The 26,168-nt window shown below is 65.2% G+C and carries 17 protein-coding genes; 11 read left to right on the top strand and 6 right to left on the bottom strand.

What is annotated here, in order from left to right:
- Window positions 1-528 precede the first annotated feature (528 nt).
- From N7573_RS15920 to N7573_RS15950, 7 genes are all read left to right on the top strand, one after another.
- Complete coding sequence (locus tag N7573_RS15920) at window positions 529-10,650, top strand: cadherin domain-containing protein (protein WP_279912120.1); 10,122 nt, start codon at window positions 529-531, stop codon at window positions 10,648-10,650.
- Window positions 10,647-11,201: a toxin-activating lysine-acyltransferase gene (locus tag N7573_RS15925; protein ID WP_279912119.1), complete on the top strand. Its 555-nt coding sequence runs from the start codon at window positions 10,647-10,649 to the stop codon at window positions 11,199-11,201. The genes N7573_RS15920 and N7573_RS15925 overlap by 4 nt, the downstream gene beginning before the upstream one ends.
- Before the next feature lie 192 nt (window positions 11,202-11,393).
- Window positions 11,394-11,987: a single-stranded DNA-binding protein gene (locus N7573_RS15930; RefSeq protein ID WP_279912118.1), complete on the top strand. Its 594-nt coding sequence runs from the start codon at window positions 11,394-11,396 to the stop codon at window positions 11,985-11,987.
- A 201-nt stretch (window positions 11,988-12,188) separates the two neighbouring features.
- Window positions 12,189-13,085: a TIM barrel protein gene (locus N7573_RS15935; RefSeq protein ID WP_279912117.1), complete on the top strand. Its 897-nt coding sequence runs from the start codon at window positions 12,189-12,191 to the stop codon at window positions 13,083-13,085.
- A 27-nt stretch (window positions 13,086-13,112) separates the two neighbouring features.
- Window positions 13,113-14,798 carry a GMC family oxidoreductase gene (locus N7573_RS15940; RefSeq protein ID WP_279912116.1) on the top strand — a complete coding sequence of 562 codons (1,686 nt, stop codon included), beginning with the start codon at window positions 13,113-13,115 and terminating at the stop codon, window positions 14,796-14,798.
- Entirely contained in the window at window positions 14,798-15,373 is a 576-nt protein-coding gene (locus tag N7573_RS15945; protein ID WP_032127647.1) for a gluconate 2-dehydrogenase subunit 3 family protein, read from the top strand. Before N7573_RS15940 ends, N7573_RS15945 begins: the two co-directional genes overlap by 1 nt.
- Before the next feature lie 14 nt (window positions 15,374-15,387).
- On the top strand, window positions 15,388-16,131 hold the full coding sequence (locus tag N7573_RS15950) for a DUF1080 domain-containing protein (RefSeq protein ID WP_279912114.1): 744 nt from the start codon (window positions 15,388-15,390) through the stop codon (window positions 16,129-16,131).
- A gap of 30 nt (window positions 16,132-16,161) precedes the next feature.
- Here the strand turns inward: N7573_RS15950 and N7573_RS15955 are convergent, their stop codons facing one another.
- Genes N7573_RS15955 through N7573_RS15975 form a run of 5 tightly spaced genes read right to left on the bottom strand, consistent with a single transcriptional unit; the run spans window position 16,162 to window position 20,794 of the window.
- Complete coding sequence (locus N7573_RS15955) at window positions 16,162-16,458, bottom strand: cytochrome c (protein WP_032127645.1); 297 nt, start codon at window positions 16,456-16,458, stop codon at window positions 16,162-16,164.
- A gap of 18 nt (window positions 16,459-16,476) precedes the next feature.
- Window positions 16,477-17,340 carry a sugar phosphate isomerase/epimerase gene (locus tag N7573_RS15960; protein ID WP_279912113.1) on the bottom strand — a complete coding sequence of 288 codons (864 nt, stop codon included), beginning with the start codon at window positions 17,338-17,340 and terminating at the stop codon, window positions 16,477-16,479.
- A gap of 19 nt (window positions 17,341-17,359) precedes the next feature.
- Window positions 17,360-18,484 carry a Gfo/Idh/MocA family oxidoreductase gene (locus N7573_RS15965; RefSeq protein ID WP_279912111.1) on the bottom strand — a complete coding sequence of 375 codons (1,125 nt, stop codon included), beginning with the start codon at window positions 18,482-18,484 and terminating at the stop codon, window positions 17,360-17,362.
- A 12-nt stretch (window positions 18,485-18,496) separates the two neighbouring features.
- On the bottom strand, window positions 18,497-19,714 hold the full coding sequence (locus tag N7573_RS15970; protein WP_134950930.1) for a nucleoside permease: 1,218 nt from the start codon (window positions 19,712-19,714) through the stop codon (window positions 18,497-18,499).
- A gap of 27 nt (window positions 19,715-19,741) precedes the next feature.
- Window positions 19,742-20,794, bottom strand: a complete 1,053-nt coding sequence (locus N7573_RS15975; RefSeq protein ID WP_279912110.1) for a sugar phosphate isomerase/epimerase family protein — start codon at window positions 20,792-20,794, stop codon at window positions 19,742-19,744.
- A gap of 95 nt (window positions 20,795-20,889) precedes the next feature.
- On the opposite strand from N7573_RS15975, the gene N7573_RS15980 reads away from it, so the two are divergent.
- Together N7573_RS15980 and N7573_RS15985 are read left to right on the top strand one after the other, a co-directional pair.
- On the top strand, window positions 20,890-21,897 hold the full coding sequence (locus tag N7573_RS15980; RefSeq protein WP_279912109.1) for a LacI family DNA-binding transcriptional regulator: 1,008 nt from the start codon (window positions 20,890-20,892) through the stop codon (window positions 21,895-21,897).
- A 104-nt stretch (window positions 21,898-22,001) separates the two neighbouring features.
- On the top strand, window positions 22,002-23,054 hold the full coding sequence (locus N7573_RS15985) for a sensor domain-containing diguanylate cyclase (RefSeq protein WP_279912108.1): 1,053 nt from the start codon (window positions 22,002-22,004) through the stop codon (window positions 23,052-23,054).
- Here the strand turns inward: N7573_RS15985 and N7573_RS15990 are convergent.
- Window positions 23,042-23,938, bottom strand: a complete 897-nt coding sequence (locus N7573_RS15990) for a LysR family transcriptional regulator (protein ID WP_279912107.1) — start codon at window positions 23,936-23,938, stop codon at window positions 23,042-23,044. The genes N7573_RS15985 and N7573_RS15990 overlap by 13 nt on opposite strands.
- Window positions 23,939-24,046: 108 nt before the next feature.
- Here N7573_RS15990 and N7573_RS15995 point away from each other — a divergent pair, with 108 nt between their 5' ends.
- Entirely contained in the window at window positions 24,047-24,895 is an 849-nt protein-coding gene (locus N7573_RS15995; protein WP_049398866.1) for an isocitrate lyase/PEP mutase family protein, read from the top strand.
- Between the two features lie 135 nt (window positions 24,896-25,030).
- Window positions 25,031-26,056: an AI-2E family transporter gene (locus tag N7573_RS16000; protein WP_012510371.1), complete on the top strand. Its 1,026-nt coding sequence runs from the start codon at window positions 25,031-25,033 to the stop codon at window positions 26,054-26,056.
- Window positions 26,057-26,168 lie beyond the last annotated feature (112 nt).

Raw genomic sequence — 26,168 nt, forward strand, 5'->3', positions numbered from 1 at the left:
ACCTATGGAACGTACGGCAAGAAGTATCGCTATTGGTCGGAGCCTTCATTCACCACCTCCAAGGCCGAGGATGTAATTTCCTACGGTACGGTGCGGGCGTTGTCCAATCTACTCGATCGGATGATTGGTGGAGACATCTACATCAAGCGTGCCATCGGAAAGAATCTTGTCAGCCTAGATGCGCCGACAGGTTTCAGTGCGACCAATCTGTTTGGCGACATAGCCGTTGCTTCCGACTACGCTCGATATGTTGCGTCTCCATGGGAAATCAATACTCTGATTGCGGGAGCGCCTGAGAGTGGGTTCGCCGCACAGTGGGCCATTACGCTCGTCCGTGTCGAAGAGCTCGGACTCAACCGCCGTGCAGCGTCTGATTGGACGGGGGGATTTGCTGCATGGCTTGATCAACTGGCAGACGGCGCTGTAGACGGTGTCGGTCTGGTCGCCTCCAACATGACGTTGGCGCTCGATCCTGATGGAGGACGAAAGCGTACCTTGGTCAGCTGGACCGGAGACGAAGTTCACTCGTTGGGCGACACCATCGTCACCGCAGATAAAGACAGGATCCTCGGCGGAACCGGCAGCGACAGCATCATCGTCAATGGTGCATTGCTGTCCAGCACCACCGGCCTGCTGGTCAACGGCAACGCACCTTCGGCCACGCATCGCATCGAAATCGCGGCTGTCATCGATGCCGGTGCAGGTGACGATCTGGTCCGGGGTGGAGACCTCGGCAACGATCTGCTCGGCGGCAGCGGCAACGATACCCTGGTGGGCGGCCTGCTCGATGACTGGCTGTTTGGCGGGGACGGCAATGACGTGCTGTTCGCCGGCAATATCACCAATGTGAACTTCGCCATCGGTGATGCCAGCGCACAGGCGCTGGCGATCGCTGCGCGTGGTGGCAACGGCAACTACCTCGACGGCGGTGCCGGCGATGATCGCCTGTATGGCAGCACCGGTTCGGACTGGCTGGAAGGTGGCGCTGGCAACGACCTGCTGGTGGGTGGCGAAGGGGGGGACATCATCGCCGGTGGCGCTGGCGATGATCGGGGTGCCAATGGCGAAGCACGCCTGTTCGGTGGGGGCGGCGCGGACCAGTACCTGTTCCGGCTTGGTGACGGCCGCGATGTGGTCTACGACGAAGAGGGCGCAGACGCCATCCGTGGCAGCGGCGACAGCTTGAATGACCGCCTCGCAAAGATCGCCAATGGACAGTTGGCGCGCAACTGGGCCGGTGGTGGCGAGTACGAGGTCAACGGCTCGGTGAAGGGTGGTGAGGACGCGATCGTGTTCGGCACCGGCCTGTCGCTGCAGAACATCCAGATGCGCCGCTCCTCGGCCAGCGGCGCCGGCAACGACCTGATCATTGCCTTGGTCAGCTATGACGCCGCCGGCAACGCGACCCTCACCGGCGATGAGCTGACCATCAAGGACTGGTTCGAATCCTCGCATCGCGTGGAGTGGCTGCGGTTTGCCGATGGCGAGGACATCCGCATCGGCGACATGACCTCGTACATCATCGGCACCGGTGGCTCGGATGTGATCCTGGGCACCTACGGTGCGGACTTCCTCTATGGCGGCGCCGGCAATGACGAGATCCGGGGCCTGGCCGGCAATGACTTCGGCAATGGTGGCTCGGGCGACGATTTCGTTGCTGGCGATGGCGACCAGGACTGGGTGATGGGCGGCTCCGGCAACGACCAGGTGCTGGGCGGCGCGGGCAATGACACGGTGTTTGGCGATGATGGCAATGATCGTGTGTATGGCGGTACGGGTTCGGACCTGGTGGTCGGCGGCCGTGGCAACGACGAAGTGGTGGGCGGTGAAGGCGATGACGTCTTCCGCTACCAGCGCGGCGATGGCGACGACATCGTCATGGACGACTATGTCGACAACTGGGATCTGGTCTGGGAAAGGGGCGCCTATGTCAACGGCTATGTGCGCAATGCCGATGGCACTGTCAGCAAGGATGGCGTGGTCTACTTCGATGGCTCCACCTGGATCAGCCACAACGACTGGAATGATGAGGCGCAGGTGCTGCGCCGGCACAAGGGCGCGCTCAATGGCCTGATTGCGCGCAACGCGGGTGTTGATTCGCTGGAGTTTGGCGTTGGCATCGACATCCAGGATGTGATGTTGCAGCGCGATGGCAATGACCTGCGCCTGGTGATCGGCCGCGATGGTGAGAAGGAGCGCCTCTCGGCGTCCAGTGACCGCACCACGATCAAGGACTGGTACGCGCTGGGTGGATCGATCGAGAACATGGTGTTTGCCGCGACCGGCCGCCATGCGCTCACCGACATGACCCTGCTGGGGGGCGGCGATGGCAATGACACCATTGCCGGTACGGCCGGCAAGGACTGGTTGACCGGCAACGGTGGCGATGACGTCATCGACGGCGGCGCGGGCAATGACCTGCTGATGGGCAACGAAGGCGACGATACGCTGCGTGGCGGTGCGGGTGACGACATCCTGTACGGCGGCCAGGGCGATGATCTGCTGCACGGCGGTGCCGGCGCGGACACCCTGTTCGGCGGCGGTGGCGTGGACATCGCCTCTTACGCGGGAAGTGCGGCGGTGCGCGTTTACCTGGAAGGCACGTTCGCCAATACCGGCGACGCCAAGGGAGATGTCTACAGCAGCATCGAGGGTATTGAAGGCAGTGCCGGTGCCGATCGCCTCGGCGGCAGCATCGGCGCGGACGTGCTGCGCGGTGGTGGTGGCGCGGATGCGCTGTACGGCGGTGAGGGCGACGATGCCTATGAGTACAACGTCGGCGACGGTAGTGATGTCATCTATGAAGGCGCCTTCTATCTGGATGAGGTGATGTCCAGCTCAGGGACGTTTGGATCAGCCTACACGGCGTCCTGGGAGTATCTGGGCCTTGGCGAGACAACGGCGGGCAACAAGCATCAGTATCGGTTGACGGTCAAGGAGATCGCATCCGGCACCGTTGTCTACCAGAGCGTGGACAAGGTGGACTTCCTGTTTGACGCCCCAGTGGCGAACGCGCCAGCCTCCACCACGTGGCCATCGGCGCAGGGGCAGTTCCGTTCGTCGACCTGGCGAAACGGGCCAAATGGGCAACAGATCGTGCGCGAAGTGTTCCAGGCCACCGACGGGGGCCAGGATACGCTGGTACTGGGAGCAGGGCTCAGCCTCTCAAATCTTCGGTTGGCGCTGAGCGGGACGACGCTCCAGGTGGATGTCTTCGCCGCACAGAACGGTACGATCAAGCTCGCCAATCATACGAATGCCCAGCGTCGCGTCGAGTTCATGCAGTTGAAGGACGGACTGGTGCTGGATCTGCGCCAGTTCCGCCAGCTTTCCCAAGGCGGTAGCGCGAGTGACGATGTATTGTTCGGGTCCGATGGCGCGGACACGCTTACGGGTCTTGCAGGTCACGACGTGCTGGCCGGTGGTGATGGCAATGACACGCTGCGGGGCGGCGACGGCGACGACACGCTGGAGGGCGGCGCCGGTGCCGACATCCTCGACGGCGGCAGCGATCGCATCAGCCTCGGCCAGGCCGCGGTGGCGGGTGAAGCCTATGGCGATACCGTCCGATACGTGACCTCCACTGCGTCGCTGGTGCTGGACCTGGCTGCGGGTACTCTGTCGGGCGGGCACGCCGATGGCGATACCCTGGTTGCAGTCAACGGCGTCAGCACGCTGGAGAACGTAGTTGGCAGCGACGGCTTCGCCGATACGATCAGTGGTGATTCACGCGCGAATCGCCTGATCGGGCTGGGTGGCAACGACTGGCTGGATGGGCGGGGGGGCGACGACGTGCTCATCGGTGGTGATGGCAATGACACCCTGATGGGCGGCGACGGCAACGACGCGTTGTCCGGTGATGCCGGCGATGACCGGCTTGAAGGTGGCGGGGGCAACGATGTGCTGGCCGGCGGCGCCGGTGCCGACGAGCTTTACGGCGGGCTGGGCGACGACCAGATCAGCGGCGATGTGGGCAACGACAAGGCTTGGGGCGGCGAAGGCAATGACACCCTGGGGGGCCAGGACGGAGACGATCAGCTCTATGGCGAGGCCGGCAACGATACCCTGGTGGGCGGCGCAGGCGACGACCTGCTGGATGGCGGCACCGGCAACGACACCCTGGCCGGTGAGGCCGGCAACGACCTGCTGCGGGGCGGGGATGGCAATGACACCTACCTGTTCGATCGGGAGGGTGGCAACGACCGCATCGAAGACGCACTGGGCGTCAATCGCATCGTGCTGCAGAACGTGGCCAACCACGAGGTCTGGCTGCAGAAGGTGGGCAACGATCTGCTGGTCAGCGTGATTGGAGGCAGCACTCGGATCACCATCGCGGGCTACTACACCGGCGCCAGCCGGATCACCGAGATCGCGACCGGTGCAGGCTCGCTGTTCCTCGCCCACGCCGAGCCGCTGCTTGCGGCAATGGCGGCAGAGTCGGCGTCCGTGCCGGCTGGGATGTCCTCCAGCTTGCAGGGCATGCTCGGCAGCTACTGGCAGAACTCGAGCAAGCCGGCACCGCTGGTCGAAACGCAGTACCTGGCCACCGACGAGGACGTGCCGCTCAGTGGCAGCGTCAATGCCGTCGACCATGACGGGAACATCACCGGGTACACGGTGATCACCGCCCCCGGCATGGGGACCGTCACGCTTAATGCGGCCACCGGCGCCTGGGTCTACACGCCGGCGGCGGACCGCCACGGCAATGACCATTTCGTGGTCCGGGTCACCGATGCCGACGGCAATACCGCCGACCAGATCGTCGATCTGGAGGTGCGCTCGGTCAACGACGCGCCCAGCGACATCCTCGCACCCGGTCCGCTGGCCGTGGACGAGAACGCCGCCAACAACCTGTCGCTGGGCCGCTTCGGCCATGTCGATCGCGACGGCGCGGAAGATACGGCCAGCTTCACCCTGATCAATGATGGCGGCGGCCGCTTCAAGCTCACCGCCGATGGCACGCTCAGCGTTCGTGATGGCACCAAGCTGGACTATGAGACCGCCACCGCGCACACCATCCGGGTGCGCGTGACCGACGGCGCCGGCGCGTGGTTCGAGAAGGACTTCAAGATCGACGTCCGCAACGTCAACGAGGCGCCGTTCACGCCGACCCGGCCACCGAACACTGCGGCCGTACTGGCCGGCGAGAAGACCGGGGCCGGTACGGTGGTGGGCACCTTCGTGATCGGGGACCCCGACAAGACCACGCCGACCCTGCAGCTGGTGACCAACCCGGGTGGCCTGCTGGAAGTGGTGGGCAACCAGGTGCGTGTGCGTGCGGGCGTTGCGATCGACTTCGAGACGCTGGCCGCCGCGCAGGGCGCGACCCTGGTCGATCTGGATGGCGATGGCATCAAGGAGGTGCTGCTGACCGCCAGCGTGAGGGCGTACGACGGCAGCCTGGCATCGGCCTCGACGCTCAGCTTCACCTATGCCATTGAAGATGAGAACGAAGCGCCGACGGCGGTGGTGTTCGCGGCCACCACCACCAGCTTCAGCGAAACCGATCGCGTTCCCACCGGAACCGCGCTGCCGGCGATCCTGCTCGGCACGCTGTCGGCCACCGATCCAGACACCACCGCCGGCAGTGATTTCGCCACGATGGTGTTCAGCGTGTCCGACAGCCGCTTCGAGATCATCAACGGCAACCAGCTGCGCCTTAAGGCCGGGGCGATCGTTGACTATGAAGCGGGAGGCAACGTCACCGTGACGGTCACTGCGACCGATCGCGGCGGCGCCGGATTGAGCGTCAGCAAGCAGTTGGTCTTCACCGTGGTCAACCGGGATGACTACCTGTACGGCACTGCCGCTGGCGAAACGCTGGTCGGCCAGGCCAACCGGGACGTGATCCAGGGGCTCGGCGGCAACGACATCATCAACGGCGGCGGTGGCAACGACGACCTGTACGGCGGCGATGGCGATGACAATCTGCGCGGTGAGGCTGGCGACGACAAACTGTGGGGCGAGCTGGGTCGCGACACGCTGTACGGTGGCGCAGGCGTCGACGAACTGCGTGGTGGTGATGGCGATGACAACCTGTATGGCGAAGACGGTGATGACCGCCTGTACGGCGACGCCGGCAATGACATCCTCGATGGCGGTGCCGGCAATGACCTGCTGGAAGGGGGCATCGGAAATGACACGCTGCGCGGCGGCGTCGGCAACGACATCCTGCGCGGTGGCGATGGCGACGATATCCTCGATGGCGGCGTCGGTGCCGACACCCTGTCCGGAGGCGCCGGTGTCGATACGCTGACCTACGCCTCGGCGACTGCGGGCATCGTGCTGAACCTGGCTACCGGAACACATGGCGGGGCGGCCGCCGGCGATGTGCTGGAAGATGCGTTCGAGCGCATGATCGGCAGTGGGTTCGACGACGTCATCACTGGTGGCGCTGGGGATGATTACATCGAGGGTGGCGCGGGCAACGACAAGCTCTACGGCGGCGCTGGCAATGACACGCTGTATGGCGGTGATGGTGACGACCTGCTCGATGCGCAGGCAGGCAATGACACCCTGTATGGCGGCGCCGGTAACGACATCCTGATTGGTGGCGATGATAGCGACGTCTACTTGATCGACCGCAACTCCGGTGCCGACGAAATCCGCAACTACGACTCCAGTGGCGACGATATCGACGTCATCGGCTATCGCGACATCAGTCGCAATGATCTGTGGTTCAGTCGAACCGGCGACGATCTGGTGATCTCGGTGATTGGTACCAGTGTGGTGACCACGATCAAGGGCTGGTACACCACCACCAACGCCAATGATCGCGCCAACTACAAGATCGATTTCTTCCTGGCCGGCGAGCACGCCAGCAGCACGATCAATGCAGAGGCACTGGTCGCGTTGATGGCCGGCCGCACCAGGCCCGCCACGGTCGCGGCCTATCAGGCATTGCATGCCGACGGCACGTTCGAGAACCAGTGGCGGCACTACTGGGATGGCAACGGCCTGCCGTCGATCAGCATCGTGCCGGATCAGTCGATCAACGAGGATGGCCAGGTCGCCCTGCAGTTCACCGTCGGTGATGACTTGACCCCGGCGTCCGGGGTCACCGTACGTGCCGTGGCGGTGGATGCCACTGACCTTACGACGGTGGTGGCCTGGATGAATACTCCGACCATCACTGCGGGGGCCAACGGCGAGCGCACGGTGACGCTGGTGCCCAAGAGCAACGCCAGCGGACGCGTTGCGATCAAGCTGATCGCAACCGATGCCGGTGGGCTGGTGACCGAGCGCGTGTTCTTCATGAATGTGGCGTCGGTAGTGGACGCGCCGGTGATTACCCGTGCCGTGCAGGTCGGCAAGACACTTGATAGTGGCACGCTGACGCTGGATGTGCAGGCGGCGCTGTCCGATGCCGATGGTTCGGAGACCCTGGAGATCCGCATCTCGAACCTGCCGACCGGGCTGACCCTGAACAAGGGCACGAACCTGGGCAACGGCGTGTGGTCGCTGACGCCGGCGCAGCTGGCCGGTCTGGCGCTGGTCGGTCCGGCCACGTGGTCGGCCGACCTGACCGGCACTGCGGCGCTGACGGTGACTGCCATCGCCAAGGAGACCGCGACGGGCAAGACCAGCAGCAAGACGCAGACGCTGTCGGTCACCATCAACGCGCGTCCGACCGACATCACTGTCGACCGCGCGTTGAGTACGGTCGAGTCAACCGCGGATGCACCGGTGGCCAATGGCACGGTGCTCGGCAATTTCGCCCGCGTCGATGCGGACAACGATGGCTTCACCTTCAGCCTGACCAACAACGCGGGCGGCCGCTTTGCGATTTCCTCAGCCGGTGTGCTGACCGTGGCCAATGCCAGCCTGCTCGACTACGAGGCCAACACCTCGCACCAGATCGTGGTGCGGGTGACCGATTCGGGCGGGTTGACCCGCGACAAGACCTTCACCGTCGCGGTGACCAACGTCGATGAAGCCCCGGCCACGCCGACCGTCTCCAGCCAGCCGGTGGCGATTGCTGCGGAGAATGCAGCATTGGGTGGTGTGGTGATTGCCAACTTGGCTTCCAGCGGTGGCAATGGCACCTACAGCTATGTGCTGGAGGGCGACGCGCGCGGCTGGTTCACCCTGGTCGGCAACCAGCTGAAGTTCCGTGATGGCCTGGTACTGGATTTCGAGGCGCTGAAGGCCGCCGGCATGACCCTGAGCGATGCTGACAGCGATGGCCGCCAGGAAGTGGTGTACTCGGTGTCGGTGAAGGCGGTATCCGGTGGATTGACCTCGGCAGGTGCGCGCACCATTACCGTACGCCTGGAGGACGTCAATGACGCGCCTCATGGCATCACTGCCGACCGCTCGCTCAGCATTGCCGAGAACTCGGGCAACGGCACCGAGGTCGGCAGGTTCAGCGGCCAGGACCAGGACGTTACCGACGGTCTGACCTTCACCCTGGTCAACAACGCTGGCGGCCGCTTTGCCATCACCGCGGCTGGTGTACTGAGCGTTGCCAATGGCGGGCTGCTGGACTACGAGGCCGCCACTTCGCATGCAATCACGGTGAGGGTGACCGACACCCACGGCGCGACCCGCGACCAGGTGTTCCAAGTGGGCGTGTCCAACGTCAACGAAGCACCACGAACGCCGGACGTCGTACAGCACGTGGCGCTCACCTCCGAGAACACCGGCGTGTCCGGGCAGGTGGTAGCCACGCTGTCCTCGTCTGATCCGGACGGGACCGTACCCTCGTATCAGATCATCAACGACCCCTTCGCCTGGTTCGTCATTTCCGGAAACCAGCTCAAGTACAATGTCAGCAGCTTCGATTTCGAAGCGGTTGCACCGTACCTGCAGCTGATCGACGGCGACGGCGACGGCCAGCTGGAGGCTTACTACAACGTCACGGTCCGTGCCACGGATGGTGCGCTGGTGTCGGGCAATCGCGAGATCACGGTACGCATCGAAGACGTCAACGAGGCACCGACGACCTGGGGCCAGAGTCTGACGCTGGCCGAATCGGCGCCGGGCGCGGGCCAGACCGTGTTCCAGTTCACCAACTGGTCCGACCCCGACAGCCAGTGGTACAACCGCGACCACCGGTTTGCCATCACAGGTGGTGCCAGCAACCTGTTCGGCATCAACGCCACCACGGGTCAGATCGCGCTGCACGGGCAGCTGGACTATGAAACCGCGCAGAGCCACCAGATCCAGGTGACGGTCACCGATCGTGGTGGCCTGTCCAGCAGCACCTGGGTGACGATCAATGTGCAGAACGTCAATGAGCGGCCGACGGTCGTGACTTGGCAGGATGGGAATTTCTATCAGGTGCTCTCAGCGAGTGACCAGGAGGACTTCTACGCCATCATGCATGTCACCAGTGCAGTGGAGTTCACTGGCATCTCCAGCCAGTATTGGGATACCTACTCGGGTGAAACCGAAATGCTCGATGGAGGTATTACAACGCGCGGTATCTCGGGCGATGGTTTCCTTACTTCTTACGGAAGCAACATCTTCGATTCGCGCATCGTGGGCCGTGGCGGCCGTCGAACGGAGATATCTGGAAACTGGGGCGATCCGCGAGGCAGCGGCGCGGGCTACTACCAGGAAACCTACTACGACACCTGGTATGAAATCGTCGTTCAGGCGGTGGATTCTGCAGGGCAGTGGAGTGATCCTTTGAAGTTTGTCGTCAACCAATGGGGCGGGCGCCTCGGTCCGGTCGTACTTGACCTGGATGGCGACGGCGTGGAGACCGTGGGCTGGGCGCAGAGCGCCACGCGCTTTGACATGGACGGTGATGGCGTGCGTGATCTGACCGGTTGGGTCGGGCCGCACGACGGTCTACTGGTGCTCGACCGCAACCGCAACGGCACGATTGATTCCGGCGCCGAAATCTCGTTCACGATGGATCTGGAGGGGGCCCATTCCGACCTCGAAGGTCTGGCTGCCTATGACAGCAATGGTGATCGGCGTCTGGATGCCAATGACGCCCGCTTCGGAGAGTTCCAGGTCTGGCGTGACGCCAACCGCGATGGCATCAGCCAGGCGGGTGAGCTGTTGACGTTGCAGCAGGCCGGCGTGGCGTCGATCAACCTCGATGCGCGCCGTACCGGGCAGATGCCGGGTACATCGGCGGACAACACCACCTATGCCAACGGTCAGTACACCCGTACCGATGGCACCCAGGCGGCGCTGTCGGACATGTTCTTCGCTTTCGGCGAGCGCGATGAGGAGGGCAACGGTGACGGCCTGAATCTGAATGCTGGCGCCGGCAAGGGCGGACGCGACCTGGGCAGCGGTGATGCCGCCTCCGGCCGGGTCAACCGTCGAGGCGGCGATCCACGCTTCGCGCCTGCAGCTGACCTGCCGCAGGCCCCGGTGGCGCAAGCAGTGACGGAACCGGGGGATCGTTTCGGTGGCGTTGAGCCCACAGCCGCCGAGCGGATGCAGCAATCGGCTCGTTCGGAACATCGTGCTCCCATCGACGAAAGCATTCCCTCCGGCCAGGCATCACAGCGCTCAGCCTTGCATGACAATCTGGCGCTGGCACAGAAGAAGCGGTTCCAGATGATCGAAGCGATGTCCACGTTCGACGTCCAGCCCTATGCCCAGGGCATCAGCACAGCGGCGCGCGATCCGGCCACCATGGAACTGTTGACCGCCATTCCCGACTACAGGATTTCCCGTTCATGATCACGTCCACGACCGCCACCACCACCACCACCCCCGACGGGGCGCCGCGCACCGTTGCCGAGGCCCTCGGCCAGATCGTCTGGCTGCTTTCACAGTCGCCGCTGCACCGTGAGATGCAGTTGAAGGACCTCGAATGGTCATTCATGCCGCCGCTGCTGAAGGAGCAGTTCCGGGTGTTCCGTTTCGGCACCCTGCCGCCGTTGCCGGGCATGCAGGAGGCCGGTGCGGCCTTCGCCGGGGTGACCCAGCAGGCGCTGGAACAGTTGCCGCTTGGAGTTGCAATCTGGGCCAATTTGTCAGAGGAGGCCGAGCGCAAGCTGGAAGCCGGCGAGCGGCTGGAACTGGACGACTGGAACAGCGGCGATCGCCTGTGGCTGATCGAGTTCATCACTCCCTTCGCCCAGCCCGGCAACGGCCTGGCCGAGGCCATGCTGGGCGATCTGCTGACCGGGCCGTTCGCGGGGCGCAGTCTGTCCATGCACCGGACCGATCCGGCCACCGGCCGGCGTGACAAGGTGACCCTGGGCGGCGTGCCGTCGCAGGCGGCCTGATCCGGGAGAGGTGAACGTCCGCCCCGGTCGCCACGCTGGCGGTCGGGGGAGTAGAGGCAAGCCCGGTGGGCCGGGGCTCGATGATAGAATGCCGGGTTTCTGGCAGTGCCCACCCATGGGCGGCCGGGTATCGGCAACTCCGGCTGTGTGCTATGACAGGCACCAGCCCCCGGACAATGGAATCACTTACCTATGGCGCGCGGCATCAACAAAGTCATCCTGGTCGGCAACCTCGGCAACGACCCGGACGTGAAGTACACCCAGAGCGGCATGGCGATCACCCGCATCAGCCTGGCCACCACCAGCGTCCGCAAGGACAAGGATGGCAACCAGCAGGAACGTACCGAATGGCACCGCGTGGTGTTCTTCGGCAAGCTCGGCGAGATCGCCGGCGAGTACCTGCGCAAGGGCAGCTCGGTCTACGTCGAAGGCAGCCTGCGCTACGACAAGTACACCGGCCAGGACGGCGTGGAGAAGTACTCCACCGACATCGTTGCCGATGAAATGCAGATGCTGGGCGGCCGTGGTGAAGGCGGCGGTGGCGGCGGTGGCGGCGGTGGCGGCGGTGGCGGCAACTACGGCGGCGATCGCCCGCAGCGCCAGCAGGCGCCGCGCCAGGAGTACGGCGGCGGTGGCGGTGGCCAGCGCGGCGGCCAGGGCGGTGGCTATGGCAACCAGGGCGGCAACCAGGGTGGCGGTTACGGCAACCAGGGTGGCAACCAGCGCCCGCAGCCGCAGCAGGCGCCGCCGATGGACGACTTCGCTGACGACGATATTCCGTTCTGATCGAACGCTCGTTCGCAGCAGAAAAGAAAGCCCCGCTCATGCGGGGCTTTTCTTTATCCGGAATCCCTTCGGAGTTGTGCCCCGCAGCATCAGTTTTCGTGCACCGCGACTTGCAAACAGACAATTTCCTCCCCTATGGTGCAATCGATTGCATTGCTGTGAATCGTTGCGTTTGATACCGGTTGGGAGGCCGGCAGGTGGATGTCCATCCATTCGATCAGACCGGCCCCGGCGACGGGCCTCACGCGGCGCGATGCGTTGCGCATGGCGGTTGCTGGAGGCGTAGCTCTGGGTACTGCGGGTACGCTGCCCGCATTCGCCGCCACGGCGCCGCTCAAGGGCAACCTGAAGCACTCCGTGGCCCGCTGGACGTTCCCGCAGCTGTCCGTCGCCCAGCTCTGCGCGACGGTGAAGGACATCGGCTTTGCCGCGATCGACCTGGTCGGCCCGGAGGACTGGCCCACGCTGAAGGCGCACGGCGTGGACAGTTCGATGTGCAACGGCGCGGAGCTGGGCCTTACCAAGGGCTTTGCCGGCCGTGAGTTCCACGACCAGCTGGTGGAACGCTACACGCGGCACATCGATCTGGTCGCCGATGCCGGCTATCGCAACCTGATCTGCTTCTCCGGCAACCGCAACGGTATGGACCCCGCCGAAGGCATCGCGAATGCCGAGGCCGGCCTCAAGCGCATCCTCGGGCACGCCGAGAAGCGCGGGGTGGTGCTGGTGATGGAACTGCTGAATTCCAAGGTCGACCATCGCGACTACCTGTGCGACCACTCCGCCTGGGGCGTGGAGCTGTGCCAGCGGCTCGGCTCGGACAACTTCGGCCTGCTCTACGACATCTACCACATGCAGATCATGGAGGGCGACATCATCGCCACCATCGGCAAGCATCACGCCTGCTTCAAGCATTACCACACCGCAGGCGTGCCCGGCCGGAACGAGATTGGAGACCAGCAGGAGCTCCACTATCCGGCCATCTGCCGCGCGATCCGCGACACCGGTTTCAAGGGGTATCTGGCGCAGGAGTTCACGCCTGCAGCGCCCGATCCCGTTGGCTCATTGCGCGAGGCGATCCGCCTCTGCGACGTCTGAAACGATATCCACCCAGGTGAGAAACCCATGGCAGATAATCACTACGACGCCATTGTTGTTGGCTCGGGAATCAGTGGCGGTTGGGCGGCGAAGGAGCTGACCGAAAAGGGCCTGAAGGTCCTGATGCTGGAACGCGGACGCAACATCGAACACGTCAAGGACTACGTCAATGCGATGAAGGAGGCGTGGGACTTCCCGCACCGAAACCGGCCAACGCAGGCGATGAAGGCCGACTTCCCGGTGCTGATGCGCGACTACGGCCTGGCTGAGAACCTGGAAGGGATGTGGGCCAACGAACAGGACTCGCCCTACATCGAGACCAAACGCTTCGATTGGTTCCGCGGCTATCACGTCGGCGGCCGCTCATTGTTGTGGGGCCGGCAGAGCTATCGCTTCTCCGACCTGGATTTCGAGGCGAATCTCAAGGACGGCATCGCAGCCGATTGGCCCATCCGCTACGCCGATATCGCGCCGTGGTACGACTACGTGGAGAAATTCGCAGGTATCGCTGGTACGCGCGAAGGGCTGGACGTGTTGCCGGATGGTGAGTTCCTGCCGCCGATCCCGTTGAACATCGTCGAGAAGGACGTGGCCGCACGGATCAAAAAGGCGTTCGGCGGCACCCGGCACATGATCCACTCGCGCACCGCCAACATCACAAAGCCCATGCCCGAACAGGGCCGCGTCAACTGCCAGTACCGCAACAAGTGCATCCTGGGTTGCCCCTTCGGCGCTTATTTTTCCACCCAGGCAGCGACACTGCCGGCGGCAATGAAGACCGGCAACCTGACCTTGCGGCCGTTCTCGATCGTCAAGGAAGTGCTCTACGACAAGGACCGCAAGCGTGCCCGCGGTGTGGAGGTCATCGATGCCGAAACCGGCCAGACCTACCAGTACACGGCGAAGGTCATCTTCCTCAACGCGTCGTCGTTCAACTCGACCTGGCTGCTGATGAACTCGGCCACCGATGTGTGGGAGGGCGGGCTGGGCTCATCGTCGGGCGAGCTCGGGCACAACGTGATGGATCATCATTTCGGTGCAGGTGCCTCGGGTCGGGTCGAGGGCTACGAAGACAAGTACTACTTCGGTCGTCGTCCCTGCGGCTTCTACATTCCGCGTTTCCGCAACGTCGCGACCGACAAGCGCGGCTACCTGCGCGGGTTCGGCTACCAGGGCGGTGCCAGCCGCACCGGCTGGTCGCGCGAGATCGCCGAGCTGAACATCGGTGCCGATCTGAAGGAGGCGCTGACCGTGCCCGGTGACTGGCGCATCGGCATGACCGGGTTCGGCGAAATGCTGCCGCACCACGACAACACGATCCGCCTGGACCGCGACCGCAAGGACAAGTGGGGGCTGCCAGTGCTGGCGATGGACGTTGCCATGCGTGCCAACGAACTGGCGATGCGAAAGGACATGGCCGCCGATGCCGCCGAGATGCTGGAGGCGGCCGGCGTCAAGGACGTGAAGATGCACGACAACGATTACGCCCCGGGCAAGGGCATCCACGAAATGGGGACCGCGCGCATGGGACGTGATCGGAAGAGCTCGGTGCTGAACCAGCACAACCAGGTCTGGGATGCACCCAACGTGTATGTGACCGACGGGGCCTGCATGACCTCCAGCGCCTGCGTTAATCCTTCGTTGACCTACATGGCGCTGACGGCTCGGGCCGCAGATCATGCGGTGCGCGAACTGAAAGCGGGGAATCTCTGATGGATCGCCGCGAGCTGTTGAAGATGATCGTCGCCGCCACCGGTGCGGCCATGGTTGGGTTGCCTGCCCTTGTGCAGGGTCAGGCACCGGCGGGCGCCACCAAGATTCATTTCTCCGATACCGACGTCGCCACGCTGGACGAGATCGCCGAGACCATCCTGCCGCGGACCCGGACGCCAGGGGCGAAGGATGCCGGTGCCGGCCTGTTCATGGCGACGTTCGTCAGCGACTGCTATACCGCCCGGCAGCAGGCGACGTTCCGCGCAGGGCTGGCCGACATCGACAAACGCGCCGGCGGCCGCTTCGCGTCGCTCACGCCGGAAGCCCGCACCGAATTGCTGCGCACGCTGGACGCCGAAGCCAAGGCTCGCCATGCCGATGTGACCGAAACCGGTACGCCTGAAGAGGGCGAGGCGATGCCGCATTACTTCACGATGCTCAAGCAGCTGGCCATCTTCGGCTTCTTCACCTCCAAGGTCGGCGCCACCGGGGTGCTGCAGTACGTCGCCGTGCCGGGGCGCTACGACGGCGATCTTGCCTATGTTCCCGGCACGCCCGCCTGGGGGACCAGCTGATGGAGTGCAACAGGATGATCAAGCCGCTGCTGATCGCGGCCACCGTGCTGGTCGCCGCACCCGTGTTCGCGCAGAACGGTGCCGACGCCGCACGCGATCCGAAGAAGACCGAGGTGTGGACGCCGGTGCCCGCGACCGTGGCCACGCCGCCAGGCAAGGCACCGTCCGATGCAATCGTGCTGTTCGATGGCAAGGATGTCTCCGCGTGGGAGTCGGAGCAGGGCGGAGGCGTGCCCTGGAAGATTGCCGATGGCGCCATGACCGTCGTGCCGGGCAGCAAGGGCATCCGCACCAGGCAACGCTTCTGCGACGTCCAGCTGCATGTCGAGTGGCGTACGCCCACCGACACGAAGGGCTTCGACGGACAGAACCGCGGCAACAGCGGCATCTTCCTGCAGGAGCTGTATGAACTGCAGGTGCTCGACAGCTACAACAACCCGACCTATGCCAATGGCCAGGCGGGCTCGATCTACAAGCAGGCCATGCCGTTGGTGAACGCCTCGCGCGCACCGGGACAGTGGCAGGCCTACGACATCCTCTGGAAGGCGCCACGTTTCTCGCAGGGCGGCGGGCTTGTGTCGCCCGCGCGCATCACGGTGCTGCACAACGGCGTGCTGGTGCAGGACGACACCGTGCTGGCAGGCAGGACCGAATACATCGGTGCGCCTTCCTACGCGCCGCATGGGTGTGCTCCGCTCTATCTGCAGGAACATGACGCCAGGGTCAGCTACCGCAACATCTGGGTGCGCGAGCTGTAGGGGCACGCGGCCGGCGTGGTCGCCGGCCGCTTACTTCGCCAGGTAGCTGGCGATGTCATTGATCTCCTGCTGTGAAAGCTGGGAGAAGGGCGGCATCAGCCCGCCGCCCTTGCTGATCTTTTCCTTGATCTGTGCGGGTGCCATGCGCTTGCCGATGTCGGTGAGCGCCGGGAACGCGCCCGGCATGCCCGCACGATCGGCGCCGTGGCAGGCCACGCAGTTCGCGGTGTAGAGCTTTGCACCCGCAGCCGGATCGTCCTTGCACCAGGCGGCCGTCGCAACGCTCATGCCACCCAGGGCCACCGCCATTGCCAGGATCATTTTCATGTGGGGCTCCTTGATGCGTCAGCGCCGCGCACGGGCGGGCACGTTGGTGGTCAGGTGTTCACGCAGATAGTCCGCACCGGTCTGGATGATCCTGGCCGGATCGCGTGGCTGGTCGTGCTCGATGATGTACCAATGCACGCCGGCGGCTGCCGCAGCAGGCAGGATCGCGTTCCAGTCCAGCACGCCCTGGCCCACCGCGGCGAATCCGCCTTCGTCCTGGGCCTGGCCCTTCGGTGCATTGTCCTTGGCGTGCACCGCGAATACGTGGCCGCGGAACTTTGCCAGCATCACGGCCGGGTCCAGGCCTGCACGCGCGACCCAGGCCAGGTCCAGCTCGGTCTGCAGGTCTGGGCCGGCGGCGGCGAACAGCAGCTCCAGTCCGGTCCTGCCGTCGAAGTCGGCCAGTTCGAAGTCGTGGTTGTGGTAGGCCAGGCGCATGCCTTTACCGCGCACCTGCTTTGCGATGCGGCCCAGTTCCAGGCCCAGGGCGGTCCAGCCGGCGGCATCGCCCGGGCGATCCTTCTTGTCCAGGTACGGCACCACCAGTGTCGTGTTGCCGATCGACCGGTTGAAGGTCACCACCCCATCCAGGTTGCTGCGCAGCTCGGCCAGCGGCACATGCGATGAAACTGCCTTGATCGAATACCGGTCCAGCAGCTGCTTGAGCTCGGCGGCGCTGGTGTTCTGCGTGCCGACCGTTTCCACCGCATGGACGCCAGCGTCGTGGACGATCTTCAGCTGCTGCTCGAGCGAGCCGGCATCGCGCAGGGTGTACATCTGTACCGCGATCGGCTTCTGCGTGCTGACAGCTTCGACTGCAAAAGCGGGCAGGGCAGCGAGCAGCAGAATGAGGCTTGCAGTTCCATGGACAAGGGCTTTCATCAACAGATCCTCCCGGGTTTCAACCGATGGTGGTCCAGGCACGCGACCTGGCTGATGCAATGACACGATCGACGATCTGCGCCGAGCGCAGGCCGTCCTCGAAGGTGGGCAGGCCCTGCGGCCGCTCGCCCTCGATGGCGCGATAGGTGTCGGCGACAAACGCTTCGAAGCACTGGGCGTAGCCCTGCGCGTGTCCGGCCGGCAGCACGGAAAGGCGGCGTTGATCGGCACTGCCGGCGCCTGGTCCGCGCACGAAGATCTCCTCGCGTTGGTCGGGCAGGCCGATCCACAGCCGCTCGGCGTCTTCCTGGTTGAAAGCCACGCTGGCCTTGGCACCGTCGATCTCGAACCAGAGGCGGTTGTGGCGTCCGGCCGAGACCTGGCTGACCGTCAGAGATGCCAGCGTACCGGCACCGGTCCTGAACATGGCCGCAGCCACGTCCTCGCTCGTTACCGCCTGCATTGCGCTGGCCGCGGTTGGCGTGCTGAAGCTCTGCCCGCTGACGGCGCCGCGCTCGGCGATGACCGTAGAGAACGCCGCGCTGACCTCGGCGAAGCGCTCGCCGCTGATCCATTCCACCAGGTCGCACCAGTGCGAGCCGATGTCGGCGAACACGCGCGATGCGCCACCCAGCGCCGGGTCCACGCGCCAGTTGTTGCTGGCCGGGTCCAGCAGCCAGTCCTGCAGATAGCTGCCGTGGATCAGGTGCAGTGGCCCCAGATCACCCTGCGCTATGCGTGCGCGCGCCTCGCGCACCACCGGGTGGTAGCGATAAACGAAAGGTACTGTGGCGACCAGCCCGGTTGAGGCGGCCAATGCTGCAAGGGCCTGCGCATCGTCCAGCGTGGTCGCCAGCGGTTTCTCGCAGATCACGTGCTTGCCGGCTTCCAGTGCTGCCTGCGCCATCGCGCGGTGCAGATGGTTGGGCGTGCAGACATGCACGACCTGCACCTGCGGATCGGCGATCACCTCTTCGATATCCCGATAGGCGCGCGGGACATTCCACAGCTGCGCCATCTCACGCGCGCGCTGCGCTGACGAAGCGGCGACGCCGCGTACCTCGGCACCGGCGAGCAAGGCCGCTCGGCGGTGCACGGTGCCGATCATGCCGGCGCCGACGATGGCGATTCCAAGCGTTGGCATCGGCTCGAATCCTCAGGGTGTGGAAGATGCGGCGGCCACGGCGGGCCGGTCGCGGAACAGCAGCAGGAAGGCGATCAGCACCACCAGCGCGACAGCGGCCGGGAACAGCCATATCTGCTGCCAGTCGGGGCCGGCCTCGGTGGTGAAGTGCTCCACCACCGCGCCGGACAGGAAGGTGCCGATCAGCATGCCCACGCCGTACGTGGCCAGGGTGATGAAGCCCTGCGCGCTGCTGCGCACGGCGGGGCCGGCATGGGCATCGGTGTAGATCTGGCCGGTGACGAAGAAGAAGTCGTAGCAGATGCCGTGCAGCACGATGCCGATCACCAGCAGCGAGAAGCCGCTGCCCGCATCGCCGAAGGCGAACAGGACGTAGCGCACCACCCAGGCCGCCATGCCGACCGCCAGCATCGTCTTGACGCCAAGGCGAACGAACAGGAACGGCATGGCCAGCATCAGCAGCACCTCGGAAACCTGGCCCAGCGACTGCAGGCCGGCGGCGCCGCGCACGCCCAGGTCGTTGAGATACGGATTGGTGAAGTTGTAGTAGAACGACAGCGGGATGCAGATGGCGATGGAGGCCAGGAAGAACACCAGGTAGGCGCGCGACTTCAGCAGCCGCAATGAATCCAGCCCGAGGATCTGCCCCAGCCCGGCATCGCGCTGCTGTGCCAGTGGCGGCGTGTGCGGCAGGGTGAAGGCATACAGGCCCAGCGCCAGCGAGGCCACCGCCGCCATCTGGAAGGTCAGCTCCAGACGATGCGCCTGTTCCCAGCCCAGCCAGCCGATCAGCACGCCCGCTACGATCCAGCCGATGCTGCCGGCCACGCGTACCAGCGGGAACTGTTTCTCGGGCGACTGCATGTGCCGCATCGCTACGCTGTTGGCCAGTGCCAGCGTCGGCATGAACAGCAGCATGTAGCCCATCACGCAGGCCGAGAACATGCTGAAGCTGGTCGCCGTGGACGCCAGCCACATCAGCACCGCGCCGGCCAGGTGCAGCACCGCGAGGATGCGCTGCGCGGCGAAGTAGCGATCGGCGATCAGGCCGACCAGGAACGGCGCCACGATCGCGCCGATCGACTGGCTGAGGAAGGCGGTGGCCACCTGGCTGGCGCTGGCCTGCAGCGGGCCCTGTACCAGGTACGTCCCGAGGGTCACGAACCACGCTCCCCAGATGAAGAACTGCAGAAACATCATCGCGCCCAGGCGCGACATTGCGTGCGACATGGCTTGCCCTCCCGGGGCGGTAATGGCTCAGATTCCCAGCATGTGGTGCAGTGATGCGGCGTCCGTGCCACTGTCGGCAAAGTCATCGAAGGCGCGCTCGGTCACCCGGATGATGTGGTCGCGGATGAAGGCGGCACCTTCGCGTGCGCCGTCCTCCGGGTGCTTCAGGCAGCACTCCCATTCCAGTACCGCCCATCCGGGGAAGTCGTACTGGGCGAACTTGGAGAAGATCGCCTTGAAGTCGATCTGGCCGTCACCGGGCGAACGGAACCGGCCCGGACGATCGATCCAGTCCTGGTAGCCGCCATACACGCCGCTGCTCGCGCTGGCGTGATACTCCGCGTCCTTGACGTGGAAGATGCCGATGCGCGCGTGGTAGCGGTCGATGAAACCCAGGTAGTCCATCTGCTGCAGCAGCAGGTGGCTGGGGTCGTACAGGATCTTCGCGCGGGGGTGATGGTCCACCACATCGAGGAAGCGTTCAAAGGTCGCGCCGTCGTGCAGGTCCTCACCCGGGTGGATCTCGAAGCACAGGTCCACGCCGCAGGCGTCGAACGCATCCAGGATCGGGCGCCAGCGGCGGCCGAGTTCGGCGAAGGCTTCTTCCACCAGTCCCGGTGGACGCTGCGGCCAGGGATAGAAATAGGGCCAGGCCAATGCGCCGGAGAACGTGGCATGCGCGGTCAGCCCCAGGCGCTGGCTGGCTTTGGCGGCCAGCAGAAGCTGCTCGACTGCCCAAGCCTGGCGGGCAGCCGGATCGCCGCGCTTGTCCGCCGGCGCGAATCCGTCGAACAGGCTGTCGTAGGCCGGATGCACCGCGACCAGCTGCCCCTGCAGATGGGTGGACAGCTCGGTGATCTGCACGCCATGACCGGCCAGCATGCCGGCGACGTCGTCGCAGTACGCCTGGCTGCGCGCGGCCTCGGCCAGATCGAACAGGTGGGGCGCGCCGGTGGGGACTTGTACGCCAGAATAGCCCAGACCCGCGGCCCATCCGGCCAGCGTGTCCAGCCGATCAAAAGGAGCTGTGTCGCCGATGAACTGCGCCAGGAACAGCGCTGGACCCTTGAGCGTCTTCAACGTGATTCGCCCTCGATGCAATCGATTGCATTATCCTAGCAGGGGCTCACGCAGGACCTGTTGTGCACTGCACAGCAGACAGGAGAACTAACGCCATGGCCACCATCTACGACATCGCGAAGCACGTCGGCGTCTCGGCAGGCACGGTGTCGCGGGCGCTTTCCCGGCCGGACAAAGTGCTGCCGGCCACGCGCGCGCGCATCGAGCAGGCCGCCGCCGCACTGGGCTATGTGCCCAACACGGTGGCCCGCACGCTCAAGACCCAGCGCAGCGGCAAGATCCTGGTTACTGTCCCGGACATCGCCAATCCATTCTTCGCGCAGATCCTGCAGGGGGCGGAGGACGCCGCACAGACGGTCGGCTATGCGGTTCTGCTCGGGGATACCCAGCATCAACCCGACCGCGAGGAGCGCTATGCGCAGATGCTTCGGCGCAACGAGGCTGACGGCATGATCGTGCTGGGGCACCGCCTGCCGCCGACGGCGCGCGAGATCGTCCAGCAGCGCGGTGCCGCCGCGCCGGTGATCAACGGCTGCGAGTTCGACCCCGCGCTGGGCATTCCCAGCGTCCATATCGATAACGCCGCGGCCGCGCGCGTGGTGATGGAACATCTGTATGCGCTGGGACACGAGCGGATCGCCGTGGTCGGCGGACCGCCGGACAATCCGCTGCACCAGCAACGGCTGGAAGGGGTGCGGGCGGCCGGCAAGGCGCGTGGACGCCTGCGCCAGCTGAACATCGTGCCGGGTGACTTTTCGGTGGAATCCGGCCATGCGGCTGCCATGGCGCTGCTGGACGGCATGTCTGCGCCAACGGCGATCTTCTGTTTCAGCGATCAGATGGCGCTGGGCACCCTGGCGGCCTGCCGCGATCTGGGCATCCGCGTGCCGGAGGACCTGTCCATCGTCGGCTTCGATGATCTGGCATCTTCCCGCTACCTCACGCCGCCGTTGACCACCATCCGGCAACCGATGCGGGAGATCGGTGAGCGCGCGGTCAACCTGCTGCTTGCCATCATCGAGCACATGGATGTGCCGCTGCAGCAGACGCTGGATTTCACCCTGATGCTGCGGGGTTCAACGGCGCCACCCAGGCGTGGGTGAGGCAGGATAACCGCCGTGAATCCTTGATCCCGAATTGACGCAGAGCTGTCAGACTCACCACAGGCCGCCCGGCAAGGGCGTGCGATCGCGCAAGGGGGTCGGCAATGCCGTTCTTGACGGACTCGACGGAAGTCGCGGTCGAAGGCATCGGCGCGGCACGTCGCATCGGCTGGATGCGCTTCGTGGGCAATGGGCTGGGCGCGATTCCCATCGCCTCGATCATTCTTGAACGTCAGGACGGCCCGTGGGCCTGGGTGTTGCTGCTGCTCAACGCGCTGGCCTGGCCGGCGCTCGCGCTGGCGCTGACCCAGCGCTCACGGCAGCCTGCGGTGGTCCAGTTCCGTTGCATGGTGGTTGATTCCTTCTTTGGCGGTGGCTGGATCGCCTTCATGGGGCTCAGCGTGGTACCCAGTGCGTTGTTCGCCGCGCTGCTGGTCGCCGACAAGATCGCCGCCGGTGGGATGAAGCTGGCGGTACGGGCCACACTGGCACTGGTAGCGGGATTCGCGCTCACCTGGTGGGGCCTCGGGTTTCCTTACCAGCCGGTGTCATCGCAGCGCACGATCGTGCTCAGCGTGCCGTTCCTGTTCGTCTACGGCATCGGCCTCAGCATCCTCAGCTGGCAGCTGGCGCGGCGGGTGAAATCGCAGAACCGCCAGTTGAAGCGGCTGAGCCGCATGGACCCGCTGGTGGAGCTGGCCAACCGCGGCTTCCTGATCGTCCGTGCGCAGCAGGCACTGGACAAGGCGCAGGGGCAGGGTGGTTTTGCCTGCCTGCTGATGCTTGATGTGGATGACTTCAAGCGCATCAATGACTCGCACGGTCATCGCGCCGGGGACGAAGTGCTGCGCCATATCGCCTCCACCTTGCGCGCCTTCGCCCGGCCCGGCGATACCCCTGCGCGGCTGGGAGGCGACGAGTTCGTCGTGCTGCTGCAGGACTGTGCGCCCGTCGATGCGATGCATGTGGCAGAGCGGGTTCGGCTGCAACTTCTGGAGGCAGCACGGCAGGCAACCCCGGGCATCGAGTTCAGCGTCAGCATCGGAATCGCGGCGACGCCGCGCGGTGGCAGCGTCGAGGACTGGCTGGCACTGGCCGACCGCGCGCTGTACCACGCCAAGCGCCAGGGCAAGAACAACGCCAGCTATGGCGAATGAGGTGTTGCCAGGTCTCTGGCGCAGGCCAGCAGCTGGGCGGCCGTTGCCGGAGGCTTGCAGCGCACCGCCAACTGCAGCGTAGTGGTCGGCATGCCCAGTTCCAGCGCAACAAAAGCCAGGCCGCTGCGGTGCATGCTCTGCATCGAGGCCGGCACGATGGCGATACCCAGGCCGGCAGCGGCAAGGTTGATCGCTGAAGCCACCTGCGGCGCTTCCTGCTGGATGGTAGGCGCGAAGCCCTGGCTGCGGCAGGCAGCGACGACGTCTGCACTCAGGCCCTGACCCGATTTCCGCGAGAACAGGATGAAGCGCTCGTCGCGCAGCTCGGCCAGCGCGATGCTTGTCCGGCACGCCAACGGGTGATCGGCCGGCAGTACTGCCACCAGTGGCTCGGCACTGAGTTGCTGTGTCATCCGTTCACCGGTATCGGAAAACGGCGGGCGCACGATCACTGCATCGAGCTCGCCATCATCGAGGCGCCGGACCAGCGATTCACTGCCATCTTCGACCAGCTGCACCTGCACCGCCGGATGTGCCCGCTGGAAGCTGCGCATCAGCGCGGTGACCGCCTCGTTGTAGGTCGCCGATTCGGTCAGCCCCAATGTCAACGTACCGACCTCGCCGCGTGCGGCGCGCAACGCCTCCTCCTTGGCCTGGTCGACGCGCGCGAGGATGTCCTCCGCGGCTCTCCAGAATACCTGGCCAGCATCGCTGAGCACGATGCCGCGTCCCTGCCGGTGGAACAGCGGTGTGCCGATCTCTTCCTCCAGGGCGCGGATCTGCTGCCCGAGCGGCGGCTGGGCGATATGCAGGGCCTCGGCGGCCTTGGTGAAGCTCTGCAGCTGGGCAGTCATGACGAAGTAGCGCAGGTGCCGCAGTTCCATTGGAACCTCAAACGTTCTGGTGCTGTACGAACACGGTATTGGACGGTCGCCGCTGGCGGCAACATCATCGGTATCCCACGGCAGGTGTCCAACGACAAGGGAGACCCCATGAAAAAGACACGTCAGTTGCGCGATCTGCTCCGCCAGGGCAGCGTGATTGCGCCAGGTGCATTCGATGGATTGTCGGCACGCCTGGTGGAGCTGGCCGGCTTCGATGCGGTGTATGCCAGCGGCGGCGCCATCGCGCGTTCGGCCGGCGTGCCGGACATCGGCCTGCTCGGCCTCAGCGAAGTGCTTGCGCAGGTTGAACGGATCGTCGATGCCTGCGATCTGCCGGTGATCGCCGACGCTGACACCGGCTTCGGCGGCACCGCGAATGTTGAACGCACGGTGCGCGCGTTCGAAAGGGCAGGCGTTGCCGCCCTGCATATCGAGGACCAGGCCTTCCCCAAGCGCTGCGGACACCTGGATGACAAGACGCTGGTCGACGCGGGCGAGATGTGCACGAAGATCCGTGTCGCCTGCCAGTCGCGGATCGACCCGGAGTTGATGATCATCGCGCGTACCGATGCCATCGCCTGCGAAGGCCTGGATGCGGCGATCGAACGGGCGCAGGCCTATGTGGACGCGGGCGCGGACATGATCTTCGTCGAGGCACCGGAAACGCTGGAGCAGATCGAGGTGATTTCGCAGCAGGTTCCCGGGCCGAAGCTGATCAACATGTTCCACAGCGGCAAGACGCCGCTGGTGCCGGTGGCGCGGCTGGCCGAACTCGATTACCGGCTGGTGATCATTCCCTCGGACCTGCAGCGCGCTGCGATCCGGGCCATGCAGCGCACCCTGCAGGAGATCGCAGCGACTGGCGACAGCGGGCGTGTTGCCGGCGAGCTGGCCAGCTTCGGCGAGCGTGAGACGATCGTGCGCACGGCGCGGTATCTGGCACTGGACCGGGTGTGATCCGGGCGTGATTGCGGACGTGCCGATGGACGGAGAAGGGGCGGCGGAATCCGCGTGTGTTGCCTGTTCATCCTGCACCCGGAATCATCGCCGCCAATCCTCTACCATGGGCCACCCTGCCCGGACGTGCCGCCCATGCAAGACGCCCTTGTTGCCCAGCCCAAGCCCCCCGTCCCGAGGATCGCGGCCTGGCTGATGATGCTGCTGGGCATGTGGCTGGCGTTGAAGCTGGGCCTGGTGGTGACCCTGCTGTCGGGCCTGCTGGTGTTCCAGCTGACCCACCTGCTGGCCTCCACCGTGGAGGGCAAGCTGCCGCCAGGCCGGGCGCGGGCGATCGCGGTGATCGTGCTGTCAGCGGTGATCATCAGCGCGCTGGTGCTGGCCGGGATCGGCGTGGCGTCATTTTTCCGCAACGAGACCGGTGGACCGGACGCATTGCTGGCGCGGCTGATGGAGATCCTCAATTCGTCGCGGCACCAGGTGCCGGCGCTGCTGCAGCCGTACATCCCCGAGGACATGCCGGCGCTGCGCACGGCACTGAACGACTGGGCCGCCGAGCATCAGCGCCAGCTGGGCGTGGCCGGTACCTCGGTGGTGCAGGTGGGCGTACGCGTACTGATCGGTATGGTGCTGGGCGCGATGATCGCGCTGTATGACGAACTGCCGCTGCCGAAGATGGGCCCGCTGGCGCAGGAGCTGATCGGCCGCACCAGCCGCCTGGCCACCGCGTTCCGCCAGGTGGTGTTCGCGCAGGTGAAGATCTCGCTGCTCAACACCGTGTTCACCGCCATCTTCCTGCTGGGCGTGCTGCCGTTGTTCGGCGTGCACCTGCCACTGTCCAAGACCCTGGTACTGATCACCTTCATCGCCGGCCTGCTGCCGGTGGTGGGCAACATCATTTCCAACACCATCATCACCATCGTCGCGCTGTCGGTTTCGTTCTACGTGGCCGTGGCGGCGCTGCTGTACCTGATCGTGATCCACAAGCTGGAGTACTTCCTCAATGCGCGCATCGTTGGCGGCGAAATCCAGGCCCGCGCCTGGGAGCTGCTGTTGGCGATGCTGGTGATGGAAGCGGCGTTCGGCCTGCCCGGCCTGGTGGCGGCGCCGGTGTTCTACGCCTACGTGAAGCGCGAACTGGTCGACCAGCGCTGGATCTAGTACGGCAGGGTGTGACGCATTCGCCCCAGCCCGGCGCGGGGTGAGACCTTGCCGGCGCGTTCGCGGTGGCTGCGGTATACCCATGGTCACGGTTCGCGCGGCACTGGCTTGG

Origin of the sequence: Stenotrophomonas sp. GD04054 (assembly GCF_029836955.1) — a bacterium.
Classification (GTDB): Bacteria; Pseudomonadota; Gammaproteobacteria; order Xanthomonadales; family Xanthomonadaceae; genus Stenotrophomonas; species Stenotrophomonas maltophilia_A.

What these genes read in the sequence shown, in the direction of transcription:
- N7573_RS15925 (WP_279912119.1), top strand. Translation starts at nt 10,647, where the DNA reads ATGATCACGTCCACGACCGCCACCACCACCACCACCCCCGACGGGGCG.
- N7573_RS15930 (WP_279912118.1), top strand. Translation starts at nt 11,394, where the DNA reads ATGGCGCGCGGCATCAACAAAGTCATCCTGGTCGGCAACCTCGGCAAC.
- N7573_RS15935 (WP_279912117.1), top strand. Translation starts at nt 12,189, where the DNA reads ATGTCCATCCATTCGATCAGACCGGCCCCGGCGACGGGCCTCACGCGG.
- N7573_RS15940 (WP_279912116.1), top strand. Translation starts at nt 13,113, where the DNA reads ATGGCAGATAATCACTACGACGCCATTGTTGTTGGCTCGGGAATCAGT.
- N7573_RS15945 (WP_032127647.1), top strand. Translation starts at nt 14,798, where the DNA reads ATGGATCGCCGCGAGCTGTTGAAGATGATCGTCGCCGCCACCGGTGCG.
- N7573_RS15950 (WP_279912114.1), top strand. Translation starts at nt 15,388, where the DNA reads ATGATCAAGCCGCTGCTGATCGCGGCCACCGTGCTGGTCGCCGCACCC.
- N7573_RS15955 (WP_032127645.1), bottom strand. Translation starts at nt 16,458, where the DNA reads ATGAAAATGATCCTGGCAATGGCGGTGGCCCTGGGTGGCATGAGCGTT.
- N7573_RS15960 (WP_279912113.1), bottom strand. Translation starts at nt 17,340, where the DNA reads ATGAAAGCCCTTGTCCATGGAACTGCAAGCCTCATTCTGCTGCTCGCT.
- N7573_RS15965 (WP_279912111.1), bottom strand. Translation starts at nt 18,484, where the DNA reads ATGCCAACGCTTGGAATCGCCATCGTCGGCGCCGGCATGATCGGCACC.
- N7573_RS15970 (WP_134950930.1), bottom strand. Translation starts at nt 19,714, where the DNA reads ATGTCGCACGCAATGTCGCGCCTGGGCGCGATGATGTTTCTGCAGTTC.
- N7573_RS15980 (WP_279912109.1), top strand. Translation starts at nt 20,890, where the DNA reads ATGGCCACCATCTACGACATCGCGAAGCACGTCGGCGTCTCGGCAGGC.
- N7573_RS15985 (WP_279912108.1), top strand. Translation starts at nt 22,002, where the DNA reads ATGCCGTTCTTGACGGACTCGACGGAAGTCGCGGTCGAAGGCATCGGC.
- N7573_RS15990 (WP_279912107.1), bottom strand. Translation starts at nt 23,938, where the DNA reads ATGGAACTGCGGCACCTGCGCTACTTCGTCATGACTGCCCAGCTGCAG.
- N7573_RS15995 (WP_049398866.1), top strand. Translation starts at nt 24,047, where the DNA reads ATGAAAAAGACACGTCAGTTGCGCGATCTGCTCCGCCAGGGCAGCGTG.
- N7573_RS16000 (WP_012510371.1), top strand. Translation starts at nt 25,031, where the DNA reads ATGCAAGACGCCCTTGTTGCCCAGCCCAAGCCCCCCGTCCCGAGGATC.